The organism is Duganella sp. LjRoot269 (assembly GCF_964254095.1).
In the GTDB taxonomy this organism is placed as follows: Bacteria; Pseudomonadota; Gammaproteobacteria; order Burkholderiales; family Burkholderiaceae_D; genus Rugamonas; species Rugamonas hordei.
In genome coordinates, this window is sequence record NZ_CAXUSL020000001.1 from 2,698,357 (window position 1) to 2,715,955 (window position 17,599).

Sequence of the window (17,599 nt, forward strand, 5' to 3'; positions counted from 1 at the left end):
CGCCGTTGCAAGAAATCCTTGGAGCGCTATAACAGACGATGGCTCTATGTGTTCATCGGTTCTGTTCGTGGCAATGTACTTGATGACGTATGGACGTCAAAGAGGTAGTGACGCCCGTTCAATTTTCAAATTTTACCCTTATTGTATTCAATGGTCAAATTTTTACCCTTATTGTCTGTAGACGCATATGGGTACATAGGTAACGCTACGGCATGACCGTGGCTACCCCAAACTTTCGTCAACGATGCGCTGAATTTTTTAAAGAGGAGCGGGAACGCAAGGAATTGACGCTTCTTGAGGTGTCGGAGCGCTCCGGGCTGCGCATTCAATACATCAGTGACTGCGAACATGCCTTGCGCAATGTTGGCCTGGATAACCTAGAGAGGCTATTTTTAGGGCTAGGCGTCGCCGTCGGTGACGGCACTCACCCATCACTGCCGCTACGGATACGATTTGCCCGGAATATGCGTGCTTTACGGGATGAACGAGGCCTGTCGCAGGAGGCTCTGGCTTCGTTATCTGGCGTACATCGAACTTTCGTCAGCATGGTTGAGCGCGGAGTGCGCAACATCACGATTGACAATGTGGAGCGACTAGCCCACGCGTTAAGCGTTTCGGAGGAGGTTTTACTTGGTCTTGGCTGAGGGGCGTGCCGCTTCCGTTGCTCAACTCATCGGGCAGGCTCGGCGGGCGTACGAAAAGATGCTGCGGCCAGTGGCGTACCTGGTGCCCTAGCGCGCTGGCCAGCGAAGTTTTGCCGACCCCGGTCAGGCCGGTCGGGAGCACGTTCTGCATTTCCGGCAGTCACAGACAGGCCAGCAGCGGTTGGTATAGCGCGTTGTCGAGACCGTGCGCTTAGCGGTGGTCGGCCGCGCCGGGTTTGAGTTTGGCCCGCTGCAGCTGCACGCCAGCGCCCTGAAATCGCGTTGGCTCACTTCGTGCTCGACCAGCAGTCCGAGGCGTTCTTCAAATCCCGGGTGGTCCAGGTCCAGTGCGCTCTGTTCGACGAAGGCGCGTGCCATGCCGAACAGCTTCAGGCGGGTCAGTTTGTCGTAGGTCGGGAGGCAACATCGTCATCCTTTCGCCATGGGGCGCCGCCGGCTGGCGACGTCAGACGGTATTTATATAAATGGTATATATTGTTTTAGTGAATCTGGCTGGACTGGTAGTAGGCCGCGCAGCTTCTCGTGCTCGGGCAGGTCTAGCGTCCGTTGTGCGTCTTGCTTTTGCAGTCGAGACGGTCCTGGAGGGTGGCATGGACGCTCTTCCAGCTAACGGCGCTCTGCTTCAGGGCGCCGGCGCAGGCCGCCTCGGTTGGCCGATGTCATAATTCTGCCCCAGCGACAGCACGCCCAAGCAACTGCGAAACGCTTACTGCGGATGCTGTCGCAGGCCCAGCAGCCTTCCACCGTAAGCGCGCAGCGCGGTCCCCACGGCTTCGGCTCGGGGCGTCCGAGCCTGCTCGTTCCAGCCAGCTACTTCGCGGTGCGCCGGCGGTATGTGCGTGGAGCCTGCCACAGTTATCTCGTTGCAGCCGGCCGTACTCAGGCCGCTTCAAACTGTCCAGTTTGTTACGGAATCAGTGTCTAGTTTGCGTTGAACTTGGTGTCCAGTTTGCCGCGGAACGGGTGTCACGTTTGGCGCGGAAAATGCAATCTTAACGGGGGCCATATGGCAAAGAAAATCGCACCGAAGACAACAGTTCAAATATGGGAAATGCGAACAAGGACACTTTTGGCACAACAAACAGTATCACCAGAATCAGGGGAGCAGTAAAAGCTGGGCGGCAGGAGCTGCTCCGGGACGAAGGGGGCCGCCAGCAATTTATTTTGGTTAATGTACTCGGATTGGTGGTTCCAAACGGCACCAGCGCTTGTTTAAGCAACCCAGTCCGTCGTTCTCCTTACTGTGTCCTTCGCGACCCGACGAGCGCCTGGAACAGCTGCAGAATATCCACAAGCGTTAATCCATTGCTGACGGTCGAAAGAAATGCGTCGAAGCGCATGAACACCAAGTCTCCTCGGCGAGGATTGAGCAGCGCAAAGTGTGTCCACTCGTCGCCGCGGCCTTCGACGGCCGCAGCGTAGCTTAAGAGCCAATAAATGGCGACCTGTCGATAATCTGCAGCGGAAAATCGTTTGGCCGTGCACTTCACTTCAACGATGGTGCGTCCAATTGCAAAGTCTCCGTACCCGTTTGAAATCCATTCGAGGCCCGGTATCCGAGGATGCAACCCGACAGGACAGGCTGCGTCACTGCTCATTTTTCTTAGGGCTGCGGCGAGGTTCTGACCAACGATTGTTGCTAGTATTTTGTCGGTCTCCTCGAATACTTCTGGCAGCCTGGCGTCGAAGTAAGCGCGCTGTCGTTGAAGGGCGGTAGCGGAACATTGTTTCCAGTCGATTGTGGTTCCGGTCACGAGCCGTTCGCCGACCGCAGTCCCAAGCTCAAATAACATAGCGCGCTGCAATTGCGACTGAGCAAGCAGCGCTGCGGGAAGAGGCTGCACGTCTAGCCGTGTCGCCTGCGAATTGAAGTGCCCCACGATACCCGCCGTAAGCTGCGGGAACACGTCGTAGAACACCCCTGGTATGTCGCGCGCTACAGTGCGTGGGTCAATCTGCATTTTTGACCTCGTCCGCCCACTCTTCGTAGACTGCGGCGAACCGAGGCTCTGCTCCGCGTGGATGCTTCTTGAGCTTTTCCTTGTCCTTCTTCTCATCAAGCGGAACCTCTACACCTAAAGACCATGCTTGGGGGACGGCATGCTGGGATTGTCTTCTAGCTGCAGAACCTTCGTCACCGAATTTGTAAGTGGCTAGCCAGTAAAGGCGCTGAGCCTCGGCGGTCATTTGATGCCAACGGTTGCGCAGATGGTTGAACGCGGTTCGGTCGGCCCACTGTCGCCAGCAGCTTATGCAGGCTCGGCGAACCGTATCGTGTGATGTGCTGTCGTAAAGTTTTCGGATAAATTGTGCCCGCGGCAATGTGCTGCTAAAGCGTAGACACCGCATGTAGTGGAGCAAATTGGTGTCAACAATTAGAAGGTGCTCTGAGCTCGTCGGAATAGCGTCAAGCAGCGCATCGATACGTACATGAATTGCGTCAAACGCCGCGTCTCCGCGCAGGTTCGAGATGCCTCGCATGATGGTCGAAAACGAAGAGCGAAACGCGTGGAGGTTCGTTGGTTGCAATAGGGTGGAGGCGATGTCGAGAGCGACTTGGGGCTCGTGCAATCGCATCGTACGCCCAATTTGCGCAACGAGAAAAGTGTCTGGTAGCGCCTTTTCGAGCTCACGGTTTAACAGCCTCCGGACCTCTAGGGTTTCGACAGTCTCCTTCAGCGACTCGTAGTCCGCAGACGGATTGTCCGAGTACGGGTCGAACTTCAAATCAATAGCCCTTAGTCTGCTTGCCTCGTCGTCGCCGGCACCCAACTGAGATTGAACGTAGTCGCGATAATGTTTCGAGGAAAGCAAAAACGTCTTCGATTTGTTTAGGCTAAGACCGTAGTCCATCAAGCACTGCGAGAGGACTCCCAGGGCGCGATATGCTTCAGCGGTACTGCCTGCAACCAGTACATAGTCATCAACGTAACGGTTCCAGTTTATGCCCTCTGCAGAAAGCGCTGAGTCAACCTGGTTTAAAAACAGCTCGGCCAGAATTCGTGCTCCTTGCCCACCTACCGGAAGCCCAAACGACCGGCCAGCTGTTAACTTCGCTAGTAAACCGTTAAGTTGTTTAGAGACCTGCTCGCAGTCTCCTCCTAAGTCGTTTACAAAATTTTCGATATAGTGGTGCGAGACATGCTCGTAAAAGCTTGAGATATCGGTCTGAACAACAACGGCATCCTGACCGAAAGCATCTGCAGATGCCACGGTCGCTTCCTTAAAAGCGCGCCAGGAGCGAGTTTGGTCGAATATATGCTCTCCACAGCCACTTAGAAATCGGTATGAATGAGCGTTAGGCGAACGGCGTGGTTCCAACACTTCTGCAATGGCAATCGCCAAGCCGTTGAGGTAGATGTTCCAAAACGGGTGGATTTTTGTGACGACGCGGAAGCCCGCCGGCCCTGATGGAGAGATAAGCCGTTCACTGAACACGTGCATTCCCGCGATGCGCTCCTGGTTTTCCTTTATGGGGCCATTGCGCAGCTCTTGATAGAAACCAAATGCAATAGACGCCAGCGCATCAGCTCGGTCGCCGCAGAATCGCACGTCGAGGTCGAACGGGAGTGTGTCGTTATCTCCGTGTGCCGCAATCTCAATCGTCGCGCGCTCGAAGTGATGTTTGGCCGGAGCTAACATGCAAGTAATCCTAGGGGGGTATTGCTGCAGTTTAAATCATTAGATAAGCACTGAGGCCGAGGGAGGCCTAATTTTCCCTGAATCTCACTTCGCCGGTTTAGAAGCCGGCGTAGATTGGGGTGCCGGTGCCGGTGCCGGTGCCGGCGCAGTAGAAGGTAATTTGGTCATACTGCTCGGCGTCAAGCCTTTGTTTAAATCTCCAGTCGGCATGATTTTGGTCATAAGACTTGGGGGCATTCCGTCCTGTGCGATACCGCGTTGCATTTTCTTTTCCATAGCCGCTTTCTCTAAATTTGATGAGGCGAAAACAACGGTAAAAATCAATCCTAAAATAAAGCTAAATCCACTAATACGATTGAACCACTCCACGACTACTGTAAAAATGTTTTTCCGGTTGAGGTACTCCTCGTTCCGTTCGATGTAGTATTTATGGGCGAACTCTAAATTGAGTCCCAAACTCTTATAGCTAACCAGGAAAGAAGTGGTGGTGAGCCCGATAGAAACGAAGAATAGAAACCATGAAATGTAAAGCAAATATGGCATGTTTGCGACGTCAATGGGAATGAAATCTTTGAGGAATGCTATCGATATTCCCAATGCCCAGCTTGCATACGTCAAAATCGATTTATCGAAGTTTTCCGAACTGGATATTTGTCTTTTTTCGGTTTCGGTCTTGTATTCTTTGAAAAGCTCATTCGCTCGTTCCTGAACCCTTTCGTCCTCAGTTTTTTCTACCACATCTAACATTATTTCTTATTCTCGGTAGGCAGCGGGGGCGCTTTTGGTGGGAGCGGAATCATTAGAGGCGGTGGAACGCCAACCAAGGGCTCAGGTCGAGCGTGTCCGATATCGTTAATAGTGGGAACTTGAACCACGGGTGTGGACAGGTCTTTCATTTATATCCTCAAACTTTCTTTGTTAAAGCTCAGGTACCGCAGTCCTTGGACTGATTATGATGCCTCTGTCGCGGAGCTTAAAGTTTCCTGTCCCATCGTTCACCTTCAGCGCTATCTCATCATTGCAGAAGTACGTGTACACGTTGAAGTGGCCCTGGAGGTTCGAGTGCGCGGTCACAAATACCGCGACCTCATACTCAGTGCCTTCGTCGTCAGCGCCGATGAAGCTCCCAATCTCATTCATGGTGCATCCCTACAAGGAAATTGCAAAATCGCAAATTAATTATACTGTAAGAACGAGCGCCTTCTACCTCAGATTGTCGACCGATGGTTTTCGGTAATCGACCTGGATGCGGGCGTTAGCATCCCAAAACGCACCGGTAGTGCTGCAGGATGTGATGTACTTATGGTCGGGTAACGTACTGCTTTAAGTGGCGATGACCGGGGCGGAGAAGGAGAAACGGATGCTTTCTGGCGTCCGTGTATAAAAACCAATTGCTACATTCATCTCACTCTGGGTTGGGGATGACCGCGAAATGAAATATCTTGATATCAATGAATTGGCAGCTGTGCTTGGCGAGACAGCAGCGAGCGTAAAACTAAAGCTCAAGCGGCGGGCATGGGAGTTGCAGCTCCGAGCACACGGTTTATGAGAGCTACTGAGGTGGCGCCGGACGGGGGAGTGGTGTTGTTGGAGGTTGGCCTGTTGCGTCAATAACTACAGGGGGGCGGCGCGATTCCGCTGTTGCGTTCAAATGACACTTTCCGGTGTACGTCCGTAAAATCTACAACGACGACTTCATCCTGCAGGAAGGCGAGAAGGCCGGCATGCTGCCGGAATCGATCGCCAAGGAAAAGGTCATCGGCCAGCTGCAGCGCGATAACTTCCGCAAGGCCTTCACCGGCGGCGCGAAGATGGCGTTCGGTACCGACGCCGGCGTCTACCCGCATGGCGACAACGCCAGGCAGTTCGCCTACATGACCAAGTACGGCATGACGCCGATGCAGGCGATCCAGGCGGCGACCATCAACGCGGCCGACCTGCTGGGCTGGAAGGACCGCGTTGGCTCCATCAGCGCCGGCAAGTTCGCCGACATCATCGCCGTGAAGGGCGATCCGTCCGAGAACGCTTCCGAACTGACCAAGGTGACGTTTGTGATGAAGGGCGGCGAAGTAATCCGCCGCTAGGCTGCATAGGGTCTGACAGGCCATCAAACTGGCTCGCGGGGCCATGCTGTTGTGGCGCGGATGGTTCGGGAAGAACGTTGTTCTTCTATATACTTTTCGCTTTCACTCAGTGCACTGCGAGCCGGTATGCGTCCTCAAGTTTTTTCCTTTATCCTGGCCTGCGCGCTGACCGCCTGCGGCGGTTCCGGTTCCTCTTCGGGCACCCCGCAGGCGGATACGACCGCCGGCACCTTTGTCGGCACTTCGCCCGACACCACGGCCGGCATCACCGTCACCGATCCGCAGGTAGTGAGTCTGCCGTCGATGCACGACGCGCTGGTCATCGGCGACCACATCGTGGTGCGCTCGCAATCCGCTTCCTCCATCACCGTCAACGGCAAGCAGCTATACGCGCGCACGCGTTTGAGCCTGCTGGACAAGGATGGCAAGCTCACTGCCAGCACCGACTACGGCTTCGCGCTGGTGGCCGGCTATACCGGCGACTGGCTGATGATGCCGTCGCCGGATGGCTTCATCATGGTCCAATCCGGCCCCGGCACCAAGCTGCTGCACTTCGACGCGCAAGCGAAACTGGTGGGCGGCGCGACGGATCTGTATCCGGTGGCGGCTGCCGATTCCACCAGCGAATTGTCGGCGGCCGAAAGCGGCGCCGCCATGGACGGCAACGGCTTCTGGCTGGCCAGCACATTCTCGCGGCTTCCGATCACCGACAAGACGCAGTACCTGCTCAAATTGTGCAAGTTCGATTTCAACGGCAGGCAGCTGACGCCTCCGTTCGAGATTTCGACGTCGTCCCTGCATCCGCGCGTGGCGGCTGCGGGAGGCGCGGTGCTAACGGCCTGGCTGGAAAACGGCGGCGCCATGCTGGCCATGTGGCCGAAGGGTTTGGGCGCGCCGGTGTTACGTACACTCGCCACCGGCGGGGCGCAGCCTTATCCGACAGTGTTGGACACCAACGGCAAGATGGGCGTGCTGTGGAACGCCAAGGGCACCACCACCAGTCCTGGCGGCGTGAATGGTGTGGCGATTGATAGCAACGGCGCGCCGGTGCTATCGGTCAGCAACTCCGACCTGGCGCTGGAGACCCTGTCGGGCCACTGGAAGGGCAATGTGCGCGGACCGGAATTCGATGCGCGGGCATACAAGGGCAGCCTGCTGCTGGCCGATTTGGTGCTCGGCTCCTACAACCCCGGCGATCCGATCGGCGACATCGTGGTGCTGGCCGACTATGGCGTGGGCACGGCGGCGCTGACGGCGCAGAAATCGCTGGTCGAGCGTGTCCGGTTGACCGGCCCGGGGACCGGCATCGGCAGCTCGCCGGTGTTCCGGCAGATGCTGTTCGCCGATCACGCGATGCTGCTGATCGGCGACGAAAACCAGCTGCGGACCGTGCGCGTGGTTCGCAACTAGCAAGACGGGGTCAGATCTGACATTTGGACACGAGCTCTACCGTAGTGGCCCACTACGGTAGAGTTCGTGTCCAAATGTCAGATCTGACCCCGGGTTTAAATCACGGGTTTAAATCAGCGATTCGGCCAGGTCTGTCAGGTCGTCCGCGTATTCGAGTTCGATCAGCTCCTTGCGGGCGACGCCACTGCGCCAGGCGGCCGAGGCGATCTTCGGCGTGACGCCGCGCAGCAGGCGGGGATCGAGCAGGCCGGGCACCACGTAGTCCTTGCCGAAACGGGCGTCGGCACGCGCCATGTCGGCCAGCGCCACCACGCAGGCGCGCTTCATTTCCTGGTTGATGGTCGAGGCGCCGCTGTCGAGCGCCGCGCGGAACAAATACGGGAAGCACAGCGCGTTGTTGATCTGGTTCGGATAGTCCGAACGGCCGGTGGCGATGATCGCATCCGGCGCCACCTCGCGCACCAGTTCCGGCCGCAGCTCCGGCTCCGGATTGGCCAGCGTGAAGACGATGGGCTGGGCCTTCATGCGCTGGATGTCCGTCTGCGACAACACGCCGGGACCGGACACGCCGAGGAACACGTCCGCACCTTCCATCACTTCCGACAGCCTGGTGGCCGAAGTGTCCTGCGCCCACGCGGCTTTTTCGCCGTCCAGCGCGCGCGCCGTGGTCAGCACGCCCTTGCTGTCGCATACGTAGATGTTCCTGCGCTCCGCGCCCAGGTCCACCAGCAGTTCCAGGCAGGCGATGGCCGCCGCGCCGGCGCCGGAGCAGACGATCTTCACGGTGGCGATATCGCGGCCGGTCATCTCGATGGCGTTCAGCATGCCGGCGCCGACCACGATGGCGGTGCCATGCTGGTCGTCGTGGAACACCGGTATCGACAACCGTTCGCGCAGCTTGCGCTCGATGTAGAAGCATTCCGGCGCCTTGATGTCTTCCAGGTTGATACCGCCGAACGTAGGATGCAGCGCGGCGATGATCTCGATCAGCTTGTCCGGATCGGATTCGTCGATTTCGATATCGAAGGCGTCGATGCCGGCGAATTTTTTGAACAGCACCACTTTGCCTTCCATCACAGGCTTGCCGGCCAGCGCGCCGATGTTGCCCAGGCCGAGCACCGCGCTGCCGTTGGTGATCACGCCGACCAGGTTGCCCTTGGCGGTGTATTCGTAGGCCTTGGCCGGCTCGCGCTGGATTTCCACGCAGGGTGCCGCCACGCCGGGCGAGTAGGCCAGCGCCAGGTCTTCCTGGGTCACCACGCTCTTGGTGACTTCGATGGCGATCTTGCCTGCGCTGCCGGCGCGGTGATAGGCCAGCGCTTTCTGTTCGATGGTGCTCATGGTGCGTCCTCTTTATTCTTGTCTTTTAAATGTGAAAAACGCCTGCACGAGCCGAAGCTGGTACAGGCGCAAACTGCTGGGGTTCAATGGATCATGGATACAGGCCGCGTACTTCGCGGGCTTGCAGCACACGGGTGCACGCCAGGATGAAAGTCGCTGTGCGCAGCGTTACCTTCTTCTCTTGCGATACGGTCCATACGGCGTTGAATGCGTCTTGCATGATGCGAGTCAGTCGTGCGTTGATTTCGTCCTCGCTCCAGAAGAAACTGGAGAAGTCCTGTACCCATTCAAAGTATGACACGGTTACGCCGCCGGCGTTGGCCAGCACGTCGGGAACGATCAGCACGTCCTTGTCGGTCAGGATGTCGTCCGCTTCCGGCGTGGTCGGGCCGTTGGCGCCTTCGAGGATGATCTTGGTGCGGATCGTCGGCGCGTTGGCGGCGGTGATCTGCTGTTCCAGCGCGGCCGGAATCAGGATGTCCGATTCGATGCCCCAGAAGGCTTCGCGGTCCAGGAAGGCTTCGGCGCCGGCGAATCCGGTCACGCTGCCCGTTTCGGCGACGTGATCGTGCAGACGGGCGACGTCCAGGCCGCCCTGGTGCACCACGGTGCCGGTGTGATCCTGCACGGCGATGACCTTGGAGCCTGCGTTGGCAAACATGGTCGCCGCGACGCCGCCGACGTTACCGAAACCCTGGATGGCGACACGTGCGCCTTCGATCGCCACGCCGCGCTTGGCGGCGGCTTCGCGGCCCACCACGAACACGCCGCGGCCGGTCGCTTCGCGCCGGCCCAGCGAGCCGCCCAGCGAGATCGGCTTGCCGGTGACGACACCGGTCGACAGGTTACCTTCGATCATGGCGTAGGAGTCCATCATCCATGCCATCACCTGTTCGTTGGTGTTGACGTCCGGTGCCGGGATGTCCTTGTTCGGGCCGATGATCAGCGAGATCTCGCTGGTGTAGCGGCGGGTCAGGCGCTGCAGTTCGCCGCGGGACAGGGTCTTCGGGTCGACGCGGATGCCGCCCTTGGCGCCGCCGTACGGTACGTTGACCGCGGCGTTCTTGACCGTCATCCAGGCCGACAAGGCCATCACTTCGGACAGCGTGACGTCCTGGTGGAAGCGCACGCCGCCCTTGCCCGGGCCGCGCGACATATTGTGCTGAACGCGGTAGCCTTCGTAGTGGGCGATCGAGCCGTCATCGCGTTCGATCGGCACGTCGACGGTCAGGATGCGCTTCGGGCGCTTCAGCGTTTCGACCCAGCGCGACAGGTTGCCCAGGTGCGGCGTGACGCGGTCGATCTGCTGCAGGTAGACGCCCCAGGGACCCAGGTCTTCTGGATTGAGGTAGGAAGGCAGTGTGTGTTGTGCTTGTACAGTGGTCATGCTCAAGTCTCCGGTGGATTCGTGGCTGAAGGCTGCTCGTGGCGGCGTTCAAGTGGAACGAATCATAGGGTGGGAGACGTAAAACGGGCCAATGCTGTATGCGCATTCGGCTATGCAAAAAATGCATAGTTAGCGGATTGGCATTATCGCTCCGATACGGGAGCGCGACGTTTGCGGCCGCTGCTTTTCTGCTGCTGTTCGAGGAATTCCCACAACCGTTCGACGATGGCCTTGCCGCGCCGCTGCGCCGACGGACGCTCCCGATAGAGCCGGATTTCCATTTCGATTTCCCAGTCCGAGGTGCCGCCGTCGGCGCGCGCCAGCTGCTTTTGCTTGAGCTCCCGCGTGACCGCCGACTCGGGCAGGAAGGCGATGCCGCGGCCTTCGAGCGCCATCATCTTCAAGCCTTCGGCCATGTCGGTCTCGTAGTGCGGATCCAGGTGCAGCGGGGTTTTGGCGTCGGCCAGGATCAGCTCCACCATGCGGCCCAGGTAGGCGTTGTTGGTGTACGATAAAAACGGCAGAGGCTCTTTTTTCGAACCGGGCAGCGTGAATTCCGGCACCTTGTTCTTGTCGCAGCGGGCGTAGGCGCGCAGCGATTCATGGCCCAGCACCAGCATGTCGTAGCGGCCCGGGTCGAGCTGCACCGGCTGGCGCGGATGGTGGTAGCACAACAGCAGGTCGCAGCCGCCTTCGACCAGCTGCATCACGGCGTCGTGCACGTTGAGCGCCATCAGGCGGCTGCTGATCGGGGCGAAGTCGTGCTCCAGTGACGTCAGCCATTTCGGCACGAAGGTCAGCGACAGCGTGTGCGGCACGGCGAGGTCGATGCTGGTCTGCGCGGCGGCGCGCTTGGAGCGCAGCATGTCGCGCGCGCCGTTGATCTGCGCCAGCATTTCCAGCGCCTGCTCGTAGAAGACGATGCCGGCCGGCGTCAGGCGGGTGGGATACGAGGTACGGTCGATCAGGTCCGTGCCCAGCCAGTTTTCCAGCGACTGGATGCGGCGCGAAAAGGCGGGCTGCGTCACGTGGCGCAGCGCCGCGGAACGGCTGAAGTTATTGGTCTCGACCAGCGAGATGAAGTCTTCCAGCCATTTGGTTTCCATGCACGGTTCCTTTTACTGCGGTTGCGGTGTGTTCGACGTGATGCCGCGGATGGGCGTGAGCAGCCAGGCCAGCGCGGCGAACGCCATCAGTATGATGCCACCTCCGACGAACAATTGCGACAGCGGGATCATCGTCAGTATCCAGCCGGCGGCGGCGGCCGACATCGGCGCCAGTCCCATGAAGATGAACATGAAGATGCTCATCGCGCGACCCATCATGTGCGGCGGCACGCGGCGCTGTATCCAGGTGAAGACGTTGACCTGCATGAAGCCGGACAGCACGCCGAGCAGCAGCATCAGCAGCGCCGCCTGCCATGCGGCGTGCACGGTGGCCATCGGTATCAGCAGCAGGCCGGCGATGGCGTCGATCAGCAGGATCGTGGTGCCGAAGGTGGCGAAACGCAGGCGCTTGCCGCCGACCGCGGCGCCGGCCATCCCCAGCAGCATGCCGGCGCCGTTGGCGCCCATCAGCAGGCCTAGCGTGGAGGCGCCATGCAGCTCGCTGGCCAGCACTGGAAGCGCCACCTGCATCGCGCCGCCGATGAACAGCGAGACGGTGCCCCAGTAGATGAAGCACAGGCGCAGTGGCACGTCGTTCCACACCATCGCCAGGCCGGCGTGGACGGAGCCCAGCACCGATTGCGGCGCTTCCGTTTTCGGCGGCATGGCCAGCGTGCGGACCCTGGACAAGGTCCATGCGGAGACGAGGAAGCTGACGCAGTCGAAGCCGAACGCGAACGCCAGGCCGCGCGCATCGGCGATCATGCCGCCGCTGCCGCCATTGCCGCCACTACCGCCGCTGATGGCCAGCAGGCCCGCCGCCATCAGCGGGCCGACCAGCATCGTCAGCTGGCGCAGCCCCATCATCATGCCGTTGGCCGCCTGGAAGTGCTCGGGCGGGATCGCATGCGGCATCATCGACGTGCCGGATGGGATGCCGAAAGCCTGCGCCAGGCCGATGGCGAAGGCCAGCACATAGATGATGTTCAGCGTGGCGTGCGGCGACAGGTCCACCGTCAGCGACAGCGTGTCCGATATCTGCAGCGCCGGTTCGTGGTTCAACACCAGCAGCGTAAGCAAGGCAAGCAGCACGGCGTTGGCGTACTTGCTGAGCATGAGCACGCGCTTGGGCGAGTAGCGGTCCGTCAGCGCGCCGCCGATCAGGATGAAGACGGCGCGCGGTATGCTCATCAGCGCGATGACGAAACCCAGCGCCAGCGTGTCGCCGGTCAGCTTGAGCACCAGCCAGGGCAGGGCGACGATGGTCAGCTGGTCTCCCAGCATGGAGATCACGCCGCCGCGCAGCAGCCATTTGAAGTTCGGGTCGCGCTTCAATGCCGCGCGTTGCAGTTTCGGATCGTCCATGATGGAGCTCTCTCAGGAGTTGGTGGCGTTCATGCCGGCGATCAGGCCCAGCGCGGTGCTCACGTCGTCGAAATGCGCGGGCGGGCAGTTGCGCAGCAGGTCCTTGCTGATCTGCTCCGCTACCGTGACGGCGTTGTTCAGCAGTTCGCGGCCGGTTTCGGTGATGGCGGCATAGGCGACGCGGGCGTCGCGCGGATCCTGCTGGCGCTCGACCAGGCCGATTTTTTCCAGCGGCAGCAGCGTGCGGGTGACGCCGGACGCGGTCAGGCCCTGGCGTTCGGCCAGGTCGACGCGGCGCAGGCGGCCGCCTGGTGCGCGGTTCAGGTAGTGCAGCAGCATGAAGTCGCCAAAGCTGATGCCGTGATAGCCGCCCAGCACCTGGTCGAGCCGGCGCACCAGCGTCGCCTGCGCGCGCGCCAGCCGCAGCGCGAATTCCAGGCTGGGGCTGACGGCCGGCGAGACGGAAGTTGTATTTTCATCCATGATGGATTCCTCGTTGATTAGTGCTTGAACTATACTTGATTAATCAAGTATATGCGAGAAGATATTTACACCGATGTAAGATTTTCACAACGTTTGCTGGATAATTAGTTTTAATTACATAATATTACGTAATTATGATATCGTTTCCATCCTACAAAAACAGCGGAGACCGCAATGCATATGGGGACAACCGAGATCTTCCTGATCGCGATGACTATCATTTTTAGCGTGCCATACATCATTTGGCGCTTCGGCAACACGGACTACTACGCGCCGCTGGTGGTGGTGCAGATCATCACCGGCATCCTGCTGGGGCCGGGCATCATGGGCCGCGCCTATCCCGAGTACTACAGTTTCGTCTTCAACCCGCAGGTGGTGCAGTCGCTGAACGGCGTGGCCTGGTGGGCGGTGATGATCTTCGTGATGATCGCCGGCATCGAGCTGGATCTGAAGAAGGCCTGGGAGCACCGCCGCGAAAGCGCCATCACCGCCGGCCTGGCCCTGGGCACGCCGCTGGTGTTCGGCTGCGTCGCCGCGCTGGGCCTGATCGGCTATGCCGGCTGGATGGGGCCGAAAGCCCAGACCTGGCAATTCGTGGTGGGCGTGGGCATGGCCTGCGCGGTGACCGCGCTGCCCATCCTGATCCTGCTGATGGAGAAGCTGGAAATCCTGCGCCAGCCGATCGGCCAGCGCATCCTGCGCTACGCCAGCGTCGACGACATCGCCATCTGGGGCGTGCTGGCGGCGATCCTGATGGACTGGGACCGCGTTGGCCGCCAGGTCGGCTTCCTGGTGGCGTTCGCCGTGGCGACCAAGCTGTTCCGCATGATGATGGTGCGCCTGGAAGAGCGCGACCGCTGGTATATCTCCTTCATCTGGCTGGCCGTGTGCGCGTTTGCCGCCGACTGGGCCGGCCTGCACTTCATGGTCGGCGCCTTCCTGGCCGGCGCGGTGATGGATTCCCACTGGTTCAACCAGGAACGCATGGACTTCCTGCGCGCCAACGTGCTGATGGCCATCATGCCGGTGTTCTTCCTCAGCACCGGCCTGCGCACCAACTGGGCGATGGGCGGTTCGGCGGTGTTCATCGTGGCGGCCGTGATGCTGATCGCCTCGGTCAGCGGCAAGCTGGCCGGCGTCCACATCGCCGGCAAGATACTGAAGTGGGGACCGGGCGAGGCGTCGATCATCGGCTGGCTGCTGCAGACCAAGGCGCTGATCATGATCATCTTCGTCAACATCCTGCTGGACAAGCAGATCATTACCAGCGAGACCTTCACCGCGTTGCTGCTGATGGCGATCGGCAGCACCATGCTGACTGTGCCGATGGTGTATCCGAAATTGCAGCGGGTGGCGCAGCTGATCTTCAAAACCAGCTGATATAATTGAGGGATGAACGATACTACCCAACTCCCTCCATTGCCGGATCGTCTGTCGATCGATCCGCGCAGCCCGCACCACGTTGCCGCCGTCTTCGAACACGACGTCGGCATCCGTTTTAACGATAAAGAACGCCTGGACGTTGATGAGTACTGCATCAGCGAAGGCTGGATCAAGGTTCCTGCCGGTAAGAGCCTGGACCGCAAGGGCAACCCGATGCTGATCAAGCTGAAGGGTAAAGTCGAAGCGTTTTATCGTTAAAAAAATGGCCACCTCAGGGTGGCCATTTCATTACTGCGCTACGGTTTCCCCGCGCAGCTTGTCGAGCATTTCCAGCGTCGCCGGCAGCAAATTCATGATGCCGTGATAAGCGCAGTACTCGCAAAACGCTTCTTCCGGGGTCATTGCTGTGATGCTGGCATCGGAGTGTCCGCGGCGGCGCAGCGCGCGCAGACAGGCTGGATCCATATTCCTGGCGTTCATGAACTATTTCCTTTTTGAGCAGTTGTTTGGGCTACTTGAAGTATTGTAGTCCAAAATAGTGCCATGTGGAAACTTTATTGGGTTTCCTTAACATTCGGAAACAATTTGCCATGATTTCGTCAGGCGGCGGCCTGCGGCGCCGGCACCTGCACCTGTGCCGCCAGTCCCCGGTTCAAACGCCACAACAGCGTGGTGGCCACCAATGAACTGCCCACCACCACGTAGCCGACCACGTTGAAATTCTGCAAGTGGCCGTCCGCGCCCTGCGTGACGATATGGCCGGCCACGACCGAGGCCAACCCGCCCGACAACTGCTGGATCGAGGCGCTGATGGCGTTGAACGAACCGCGCTGGGTCTGCGACGGCACCGACGACACCAGCGCCTGGAACGGGATCATGCGCGAGAAGATGCCGATGAACAGCACCGTATTCACAATGATCAGCACCGGCAGCGAGGTCGGTCCCAGGTTGGTGTAGATCAGCACCATGGTGATCGACAGCGTGGTGCCGAACAGGAACACCCTGAACTTGCCGATCGCGTCGGCCGCCTTGCCTATCATCGGACCGATGAAGATGGTCGCCAGGCCGGTCACCAGGTAGACGGTCGGCAGGTGGTGCAGGTCGATGCCCAGATTGTTGACCACGTAGGCGCTGCTGAACGGCATCAGCATGAAGCCGCCGGTGGTCAGCAGGGCGGTGGTGGCGAACGCCAGCAGATAGCGTTTTTCCGTCAGCGTGTGGTACAGGTGCATCCACGCGGTGTGCTCCTGCGGCTTGCCCAGGTGCTCGTTCACGGGCTGCATCTTCCATGCGACCAGCAGGCCGCCGACCAGGCCGAACGCCGCCATGGCGATGAACGGGATATGCCAGTTCCACTGGTTGGACAGGTAGATGCCGGCCGGGATGCCCAGCACCTGGCTGGCGGCAAACGCGGTCTGGATCAGGCCCATGACGCGGCCGCGCATCTGCGGCGGGAACAGGTCGGTGGAAATGGCCAGCACCACGGAACCGATGACGCCGCCGAACAGGCCGGTGACGATGCGCGCCGCCAGCAGCGATTCAAAGCTTTGCGCCAGGCCGCACCACAAGGTGCCCAGGATGAATCCGGTGTAGAAGAACAGCAGCAGCTTCTTGCGGTCGTAGCGGTCGGCAAAGCCGGCCGTCAGCAGGCCGGAGGCGCCGGCGCTGAAGGCGTAGGCCGAGACAACCAGGCCGAACTGCGCCGGGCCGATGTTCAGGGCCGGCATGATGACCGCGCCAAGCGGCGACATCAGCATGAAATCCAGGATGACGGCGAACTGCAGGAAGGCCAGCATCGCCACGACGGTTTTTTGATAGCCGGTGAAAGGCACCGGAGTGGGTTTCTTCATATTTTTATTCTCCGTTCGGGCGGCAGCGGCCCATGAATTTTTGACGGAATTGCTCGCGCTCTTCATCTGTCATTGCATGCCAGCGGTACCAGCGCTCGTGGCCTCCGCCGTGGCGTCCCTTGAAGCCGCCGAACAGGATACGGCATAGTACCAACAAGCCCAGCGCGTGCCAGTAGTCGATTTGTAACGCGGCGGGGAACAATGCGGGCGTCACCCAGTTCCACAGCAGCATCACGACGGCGGCCAGCAGGGCGATGCAGGCGAGGATCAGGGGCAGGAACAACAGTTTGCGTTTCATTTCAATTCTCCTTTCAATTCTTTGTCAGACAAAGTCCTGCAGGCGCGAGCGCAAATGCAGGACCGCATAGCGCTTGCGCGCCAGCAAGGTGTTCACAGGGGTGCCGCATTGCGCGGACATTTCTTTAAAGCTGGTGCCGTCCAGCTCGTGCGCGATGAACACTTCGCGCTGGTTGGCGGGCAATTCTTCCAGCGCCACCTGCAGCGCCTGCAGCAGCAGGGTGCGGGTGTAGGCGTCTTCCGGGCTGCCCTCGGCCGAGGGCAGCAGCAGGTCGAGGCGGTATTCTTCGCCGTCCTCGTCGGTCATGTCGTCCAGCGCCACTTCCTTTTTCTTGCGGAAGCGGTCGATGATGCGGTTGCGCGCCACGCGGAACAGCCAGGCGCTGACCTGTTCGATCGGTTCGGGCAGGCGGTAGGCCTCGGTGAACTCGTAGAACACATCCTGCAGGATGTCGTCCGCATCGGTCGGATCGCTGACCCGGCGCCGGATAAAATTGCCCAGGCGCGAGCGTTCCCGCAACACGGTGGCAGTGATGTCCTGGTCGATGCTTGAATTCGGCGGTGTCATGCGTTTGAAGACGGGCCT

18 protein-coding genes are annotated in these 17,599 nt (G+C 59.7%); 5 read left to right on the forward strand and 13 right to left on the reverse strand.

Annotated elements, in window-relative coordinates:
* The first annotated feature begins 212 nt into the window (after window positions 1-212).
* Window positions 213-644 carry a helix-turn-helix domain-containing protein gene (locus ACSQ3S_RS12140; protein ID WP_436142519.1) on the forward strand — a complete coding sequence of 144 codons (432 nt, stop codon included), beginning with the start codon at window positions 213-215 and terminating at the stop codon, window positions 642-644.
* A gap of 1,259 nt (window positions 645-1,903) precedes the next feature.
* On the opposite strand, the gene ACSQ3S_RS12145 is transcribed toward ACSQ3S_RS12140, so the two are convergent.
* From ACSQ3S_RS12145 to ACSQ3S_RS12160, 4 genes are all read right to left on the reverse strand, one after another.
* Window positions 1,904-2,626 carry a hypothetical protein gene (locus ACSQ3S_RS12145; RefSeq protein WP_436142520.1) on the reverse strand — a complete coding sequence of 241 codons (723 nt, stop codon included), beginning with the start codon at window positions 2,624-2,626 and terminating at the stop codon, window positions 1,904-1,906.
* The gene (locus tag ACSQ3S_RS12150) at window positions 2,616-4,307 is read right to left on the reverse strand and encodes an RNA-directed DNA polymerase (RefSeq protein ID WP_436142521.1); all 1,692 of its coding nucleotides are present in this window, start codon (window positions 4,305-4,307) and stop codon (window positions 2,616-2,618) included. Before ACSQ3S_RS12150 ends, ACSQ3S_RS12145 begins: the two co-directional genes overlap by 11 nt.
* Before the next feature lie 84 nt (window positions 4,308-4,391).
* Window positions 4,392-5,054, reverse strand: coding sequence for a hypothetical protein (locus tag ACSQ3S_RS12155; protein WP_436142522.1), 663 nt, complete (start codon window positions 5,052-5,054; stop codon window positions 4,392-4,394).
* A gap of 171 nt (window positions 5,055-5,225) precedes the next feature.
* On the reverse strand, window positions 5,226-5,447 hold the full coding sequence (locus tag ACSQ3S_RS12160; protein ID WP_436142523.1) for a hypothetical protein: 222 nt from the start codon (window positions 5,445-5,447) through the stop codon (window positions 5,226-5,228).
* A 524-nt stretch (window positions 5,448-5,971) separates the two neighbouring features.
* On the opposite strand from ACSQ3S_RS12160, the gene ACSQ3S_RS12165 reads away from it, so the two are divergent.
* Together ACSQ3S_RS12165 and ACSQ3S_RS12170 are read left to right on the forward strand one after the other, a co-directional pair.
* Window positions 5,972-6,391: an amidohydrolase family protein gene (locus ACSQ3S_RS12165; protein ID WP_436142524.1), complete on the forward strand. Its 420-nt coding sequence runs from the start codon at window positions 5,972-5,974 to the stop codon at window positions 6,389-6,391.
* Between the two features lie 126 nt (window positions 6,392-6,517).
* Window positions 6,518-7,801, forward strand: a complete 1,284-nt coding sequence (locus tag ACSQ3S_RS12170; RefSeq protein WP_436142525.1) for a hypothetical protein — start codon at window positions 6,518-6,520, stop codon at window positions 7,799-7,801.
* Between the two features lie 108 nt (window positions 7,802-7,909).
* On the opposite strand, the gene ACSQ3S_RS12175 is transcribed toward ACSQ3S_RS12170, so the two are convergent.
* The 5 genes from ACSQ3S_RS12175 to ACSQ3S_RS12195 form a co-directional block, all read right to left on the reverse strand.
* Window positions 7,910-9,142, reverse strand: a complete 1,233-nt coding sequence (locus ACSQ3S_RS12175) for a malic enzyme-like NAD(P)-binding protein (protein WP_436142526.1) — start codon at window positions 9,140-9,142, stop codon at window positions 7,910-7,912.
* 91 nt (window positions 9,143-9,233) lie between these two features.
* On the reverse strand, window positions 9,234-10,529 hold the full coding sequence (locus ACSQ3S_RS12180) for a Glu/Leu/Phe/Val family dehydrogenase (protein WP_176653808.1): 1,296 nt from the start codon (window positions 10,527-10,529) through the stop codon (window positions 9,234-9,236).
* Window positions 10,530-10,672: 143 nt separating this feature from the next.
* A complete protein-coding gene (locus ACSQ3S_RS12185; protein ID WP_176653809.1) occupies window positions 10,673-11,635 on the reverse strand; it encodes a LysR substrate-binding domain-containing protein in 963 nt (320 codons plus the stop codon).
* A 12-nt stretch (window positions 11,636-11,647) separates the two neighbouring features.
* Window positions 11,648-13,000, reverse strand: a complete 1,353-nt coding sequence (locus tag ACSQ3S_RS12190) for an MFS transporter (RefSeq protein WP_436142527.1) — start codon at window positions 12,998-13,000, stop codon at window positions 11,648-11,650.
* Between the two features lie 12 nt (window positions 13,001-13,012).
* A complete protein-coding gene (locus ACSQ3S_RS12195) occupies window positions 13,013-13,483 on the reverse strand; it encodes a MarR family winged helix-turn-helix transcriptional regulator (protein WP_176653811.1) in 471 nt (156 codons plus the stop codon).
* A gap of 174 nt (window positions 13,484-13,657) precedes the next feature.
* Between ACSQ3S_RS12195 and ACSQ3S_RS12200 the strand changes: the two genes are divergently transcribed.
* Both ACSQ3S_RS12200 and ACSQ3S_RS12205 read left to right on the forward strand, forming a co-directional pair.
* On the forward strand, window positions 13,658-14,863 hold the full coding sequence (locus ACSQ3S_RS12200; protein ID WP_176653812.1) for a cation:proton antiporter domain-containing protein: 1,206 nt from the start codon (window positions 13,658-13,660) through the stop codon (window positions 14,861-14,863).
* A gap of 12 nt (window positions 14,864-14,875) precedes the next feature.
* Entirely contained in the window at window positions 14,876-15,124 is a 249-nt protein-coding gene (locus ACSQ3S_RS12205; protein ID WP_090320741.1) for a DUF3297 family protein, read from the forward strand.
* Between the two features lie 30 nt (window positions 15,125-15,154).
* Here the strand turns inward: ACSQ3S_RS12205 and ACSQ3S_RS12210 are convergent, their stop codons facing one another.
* From ACSQ3S_RS12210 to ACSQ3S_RS12225, 4 genes are all read right to left on the reverse strand, one after another.
* The gene (locus tag ACSQ3S_RS12210; protein WP_176653511.1) at window positions 15,155-15,346 is read right to left on the reverse strand and encodes a hypothetical protein; all 192 of its coding nucleotides are present in this window, start codon (window positions 15,344-15,346) and stop codon (window positions 15,155-15,157) included.
* A gap of 119 nt (window positions 15,347-15,465) precedes the next feature.
* Window positions 15,466-16,716, reverse strand: a complete 1,251-nt coding sequence (locus ACSQ3S_RS12215) for an MFS transporter (RefSeq protein ID WP_436142528.1) — start codon at window positions 16,714-16,716, stop codon at window positions 15,466-15,468.
* A 4-nt stretch (window positions 16,717-16,720) separates the two neighbouring features.
* Entirely contained in the window at window positions 16,721-17,014 is a 294-nt protein-coding gene (locus ACSQ3S_RS12220; RefSeq protein ID WP_176653814.1) for a hypothetical protein, read from the reverse strand.
* Between the two features lie 24 nt (window positions 17,015-17,038).
* Entirely contained in the window at window positions 17,039-17,581 is a 543-nt protein-coding gene (locus tag ACSQ3S_RS12225; protein ID WP_176653815.1) for an RNA polymerase sigma factor, read from the reverse strand.
* Between the last annotated feature and the right edge of the window lie 18 nt (window positions 17,582-17,599).

Bases quoted from the DNA above. Each gene is read 5' to 3' on its own strand.
- ACSQ3S_RS12140 (WP_436142519.1), top strand. From the start codon at position 213: ATGACCGTGGCTACCCCAAACTTTCGTCAACGATGCGCTGAATTTTTT.
- ACSQ3S_RS12145 (WP_436142520.1), bottom strand. From the start codon at position 2,626: ATGCAGATTGACCCACGCACTGTAGCGCGCGACATACCAGGGGTGTTC.
- ACSQ3S_RS12150 (WP_436142521.1), bottom strand. From the start codon at position 4,307: ATGTTAGCTCCGGCCAAACATCACTTCGAGCGCGCGACGATTGAGATT.
- ACSQ3S_RS12155 (WP_436142522.1), bottom strand. From the start codon at position 5,054: ATGTTAGATGTGGTAGAAAAAACTGAGGACGAAAGGGTTCAGGAACGA.
- ACSQ3S_RS12160 (WP_436142523.1), bottom strand. From the start codon at position 5,447: ATGAATGAGATTGGGAGCTTCATCGGCGCTGACGACGAAGGCACTGAG.
- ACSQ3S_RS12170 (WP_436142525.1), top strand. From the start codon at position 6,518: ATGCGTCCTCAAGTTTTTTCCTTTATCCTGGCCTGCGCGCTGACCGCC.
- ACSQ3S_RS12175 (WP_436142526.1), bottom strand. From the start codon at position 9,142: ATGAGCACCATCGAACAGAAAGCGCTGGCCTATCACCGCGCCGGCAGC.
- ACSQ3S_RS12180 (WP_176653808.1), bottom strand. From the start codon at position 10,529: ATGACCACTGTACAAGCACAACACACACTGCCTTCCTACCTCAATCCA.
- ACSQ3S_RS12185 (WP_176653809.1), bottom strand. From the start codon at position 11,635: ATGGAAACCAAATGGCTGGAAGACTTCATCTCGCTGGTCGAGACCAAT.
- ACSQ3S_RS12190 (WP_436142527.1), bottom strand. From the start codon at position 13,000: ATGGACGATCCGAAACTGCAACGCGCGGCATTGAAGCGCGACCCGAAC.
- ACSQ3S_RS12195 (WP_176653811.1), bottom strand. From the start codon at position 13,483: ATGGATGAAAATACAACTTCCGTCTCGCCGGCCGTCAGCCCCAGCCTG.
- ACSQ3S_RS12200 (WP_176653812.1), top strand. From the start codon at position 13,658: ATGCATATGGGGACAACCGAGATCTTCCTGATCGCGATGACTATCATT.
- ACSQ3S_RS12205 (WP_090320741.1), top strand. From the start codon at position 14,876: ATGAACGATACTACCCAACTCCCTCCATTGCCGGATCGTCTGTCGATC.
- ACSQ3S_RS12210 (WP_176653511.1), bottom strand. From the start codon at position 15,346: ATGAACGCCAGGAATATGGATCCAGCCTGTCTGCGCGCGCTGCGCCGC.
- ACSQ3S_RS12215 (WP_436142528.1), bottom strand. From the start codon at position 16,716: ATGAAGAAACCCACTCCGGTGCCTTTCACCGGCTATCAAAAAACCGTC.
- ACSQ3S_RS12220 (WP_176653814.1), bottom strand. From the start codon at position 17,014: ATGAAACGCAAACTGTTGTTCCTGCCCCTGATCCTCGCCTGCATCGCC.
- ACSQ3S_RS12225 (WP_176653815.1), bottom strand. From the start codon at position 17,581: ATGACACCGCCGAATTCAAGCATCGACCAGGACATCACTGCCACCGTG.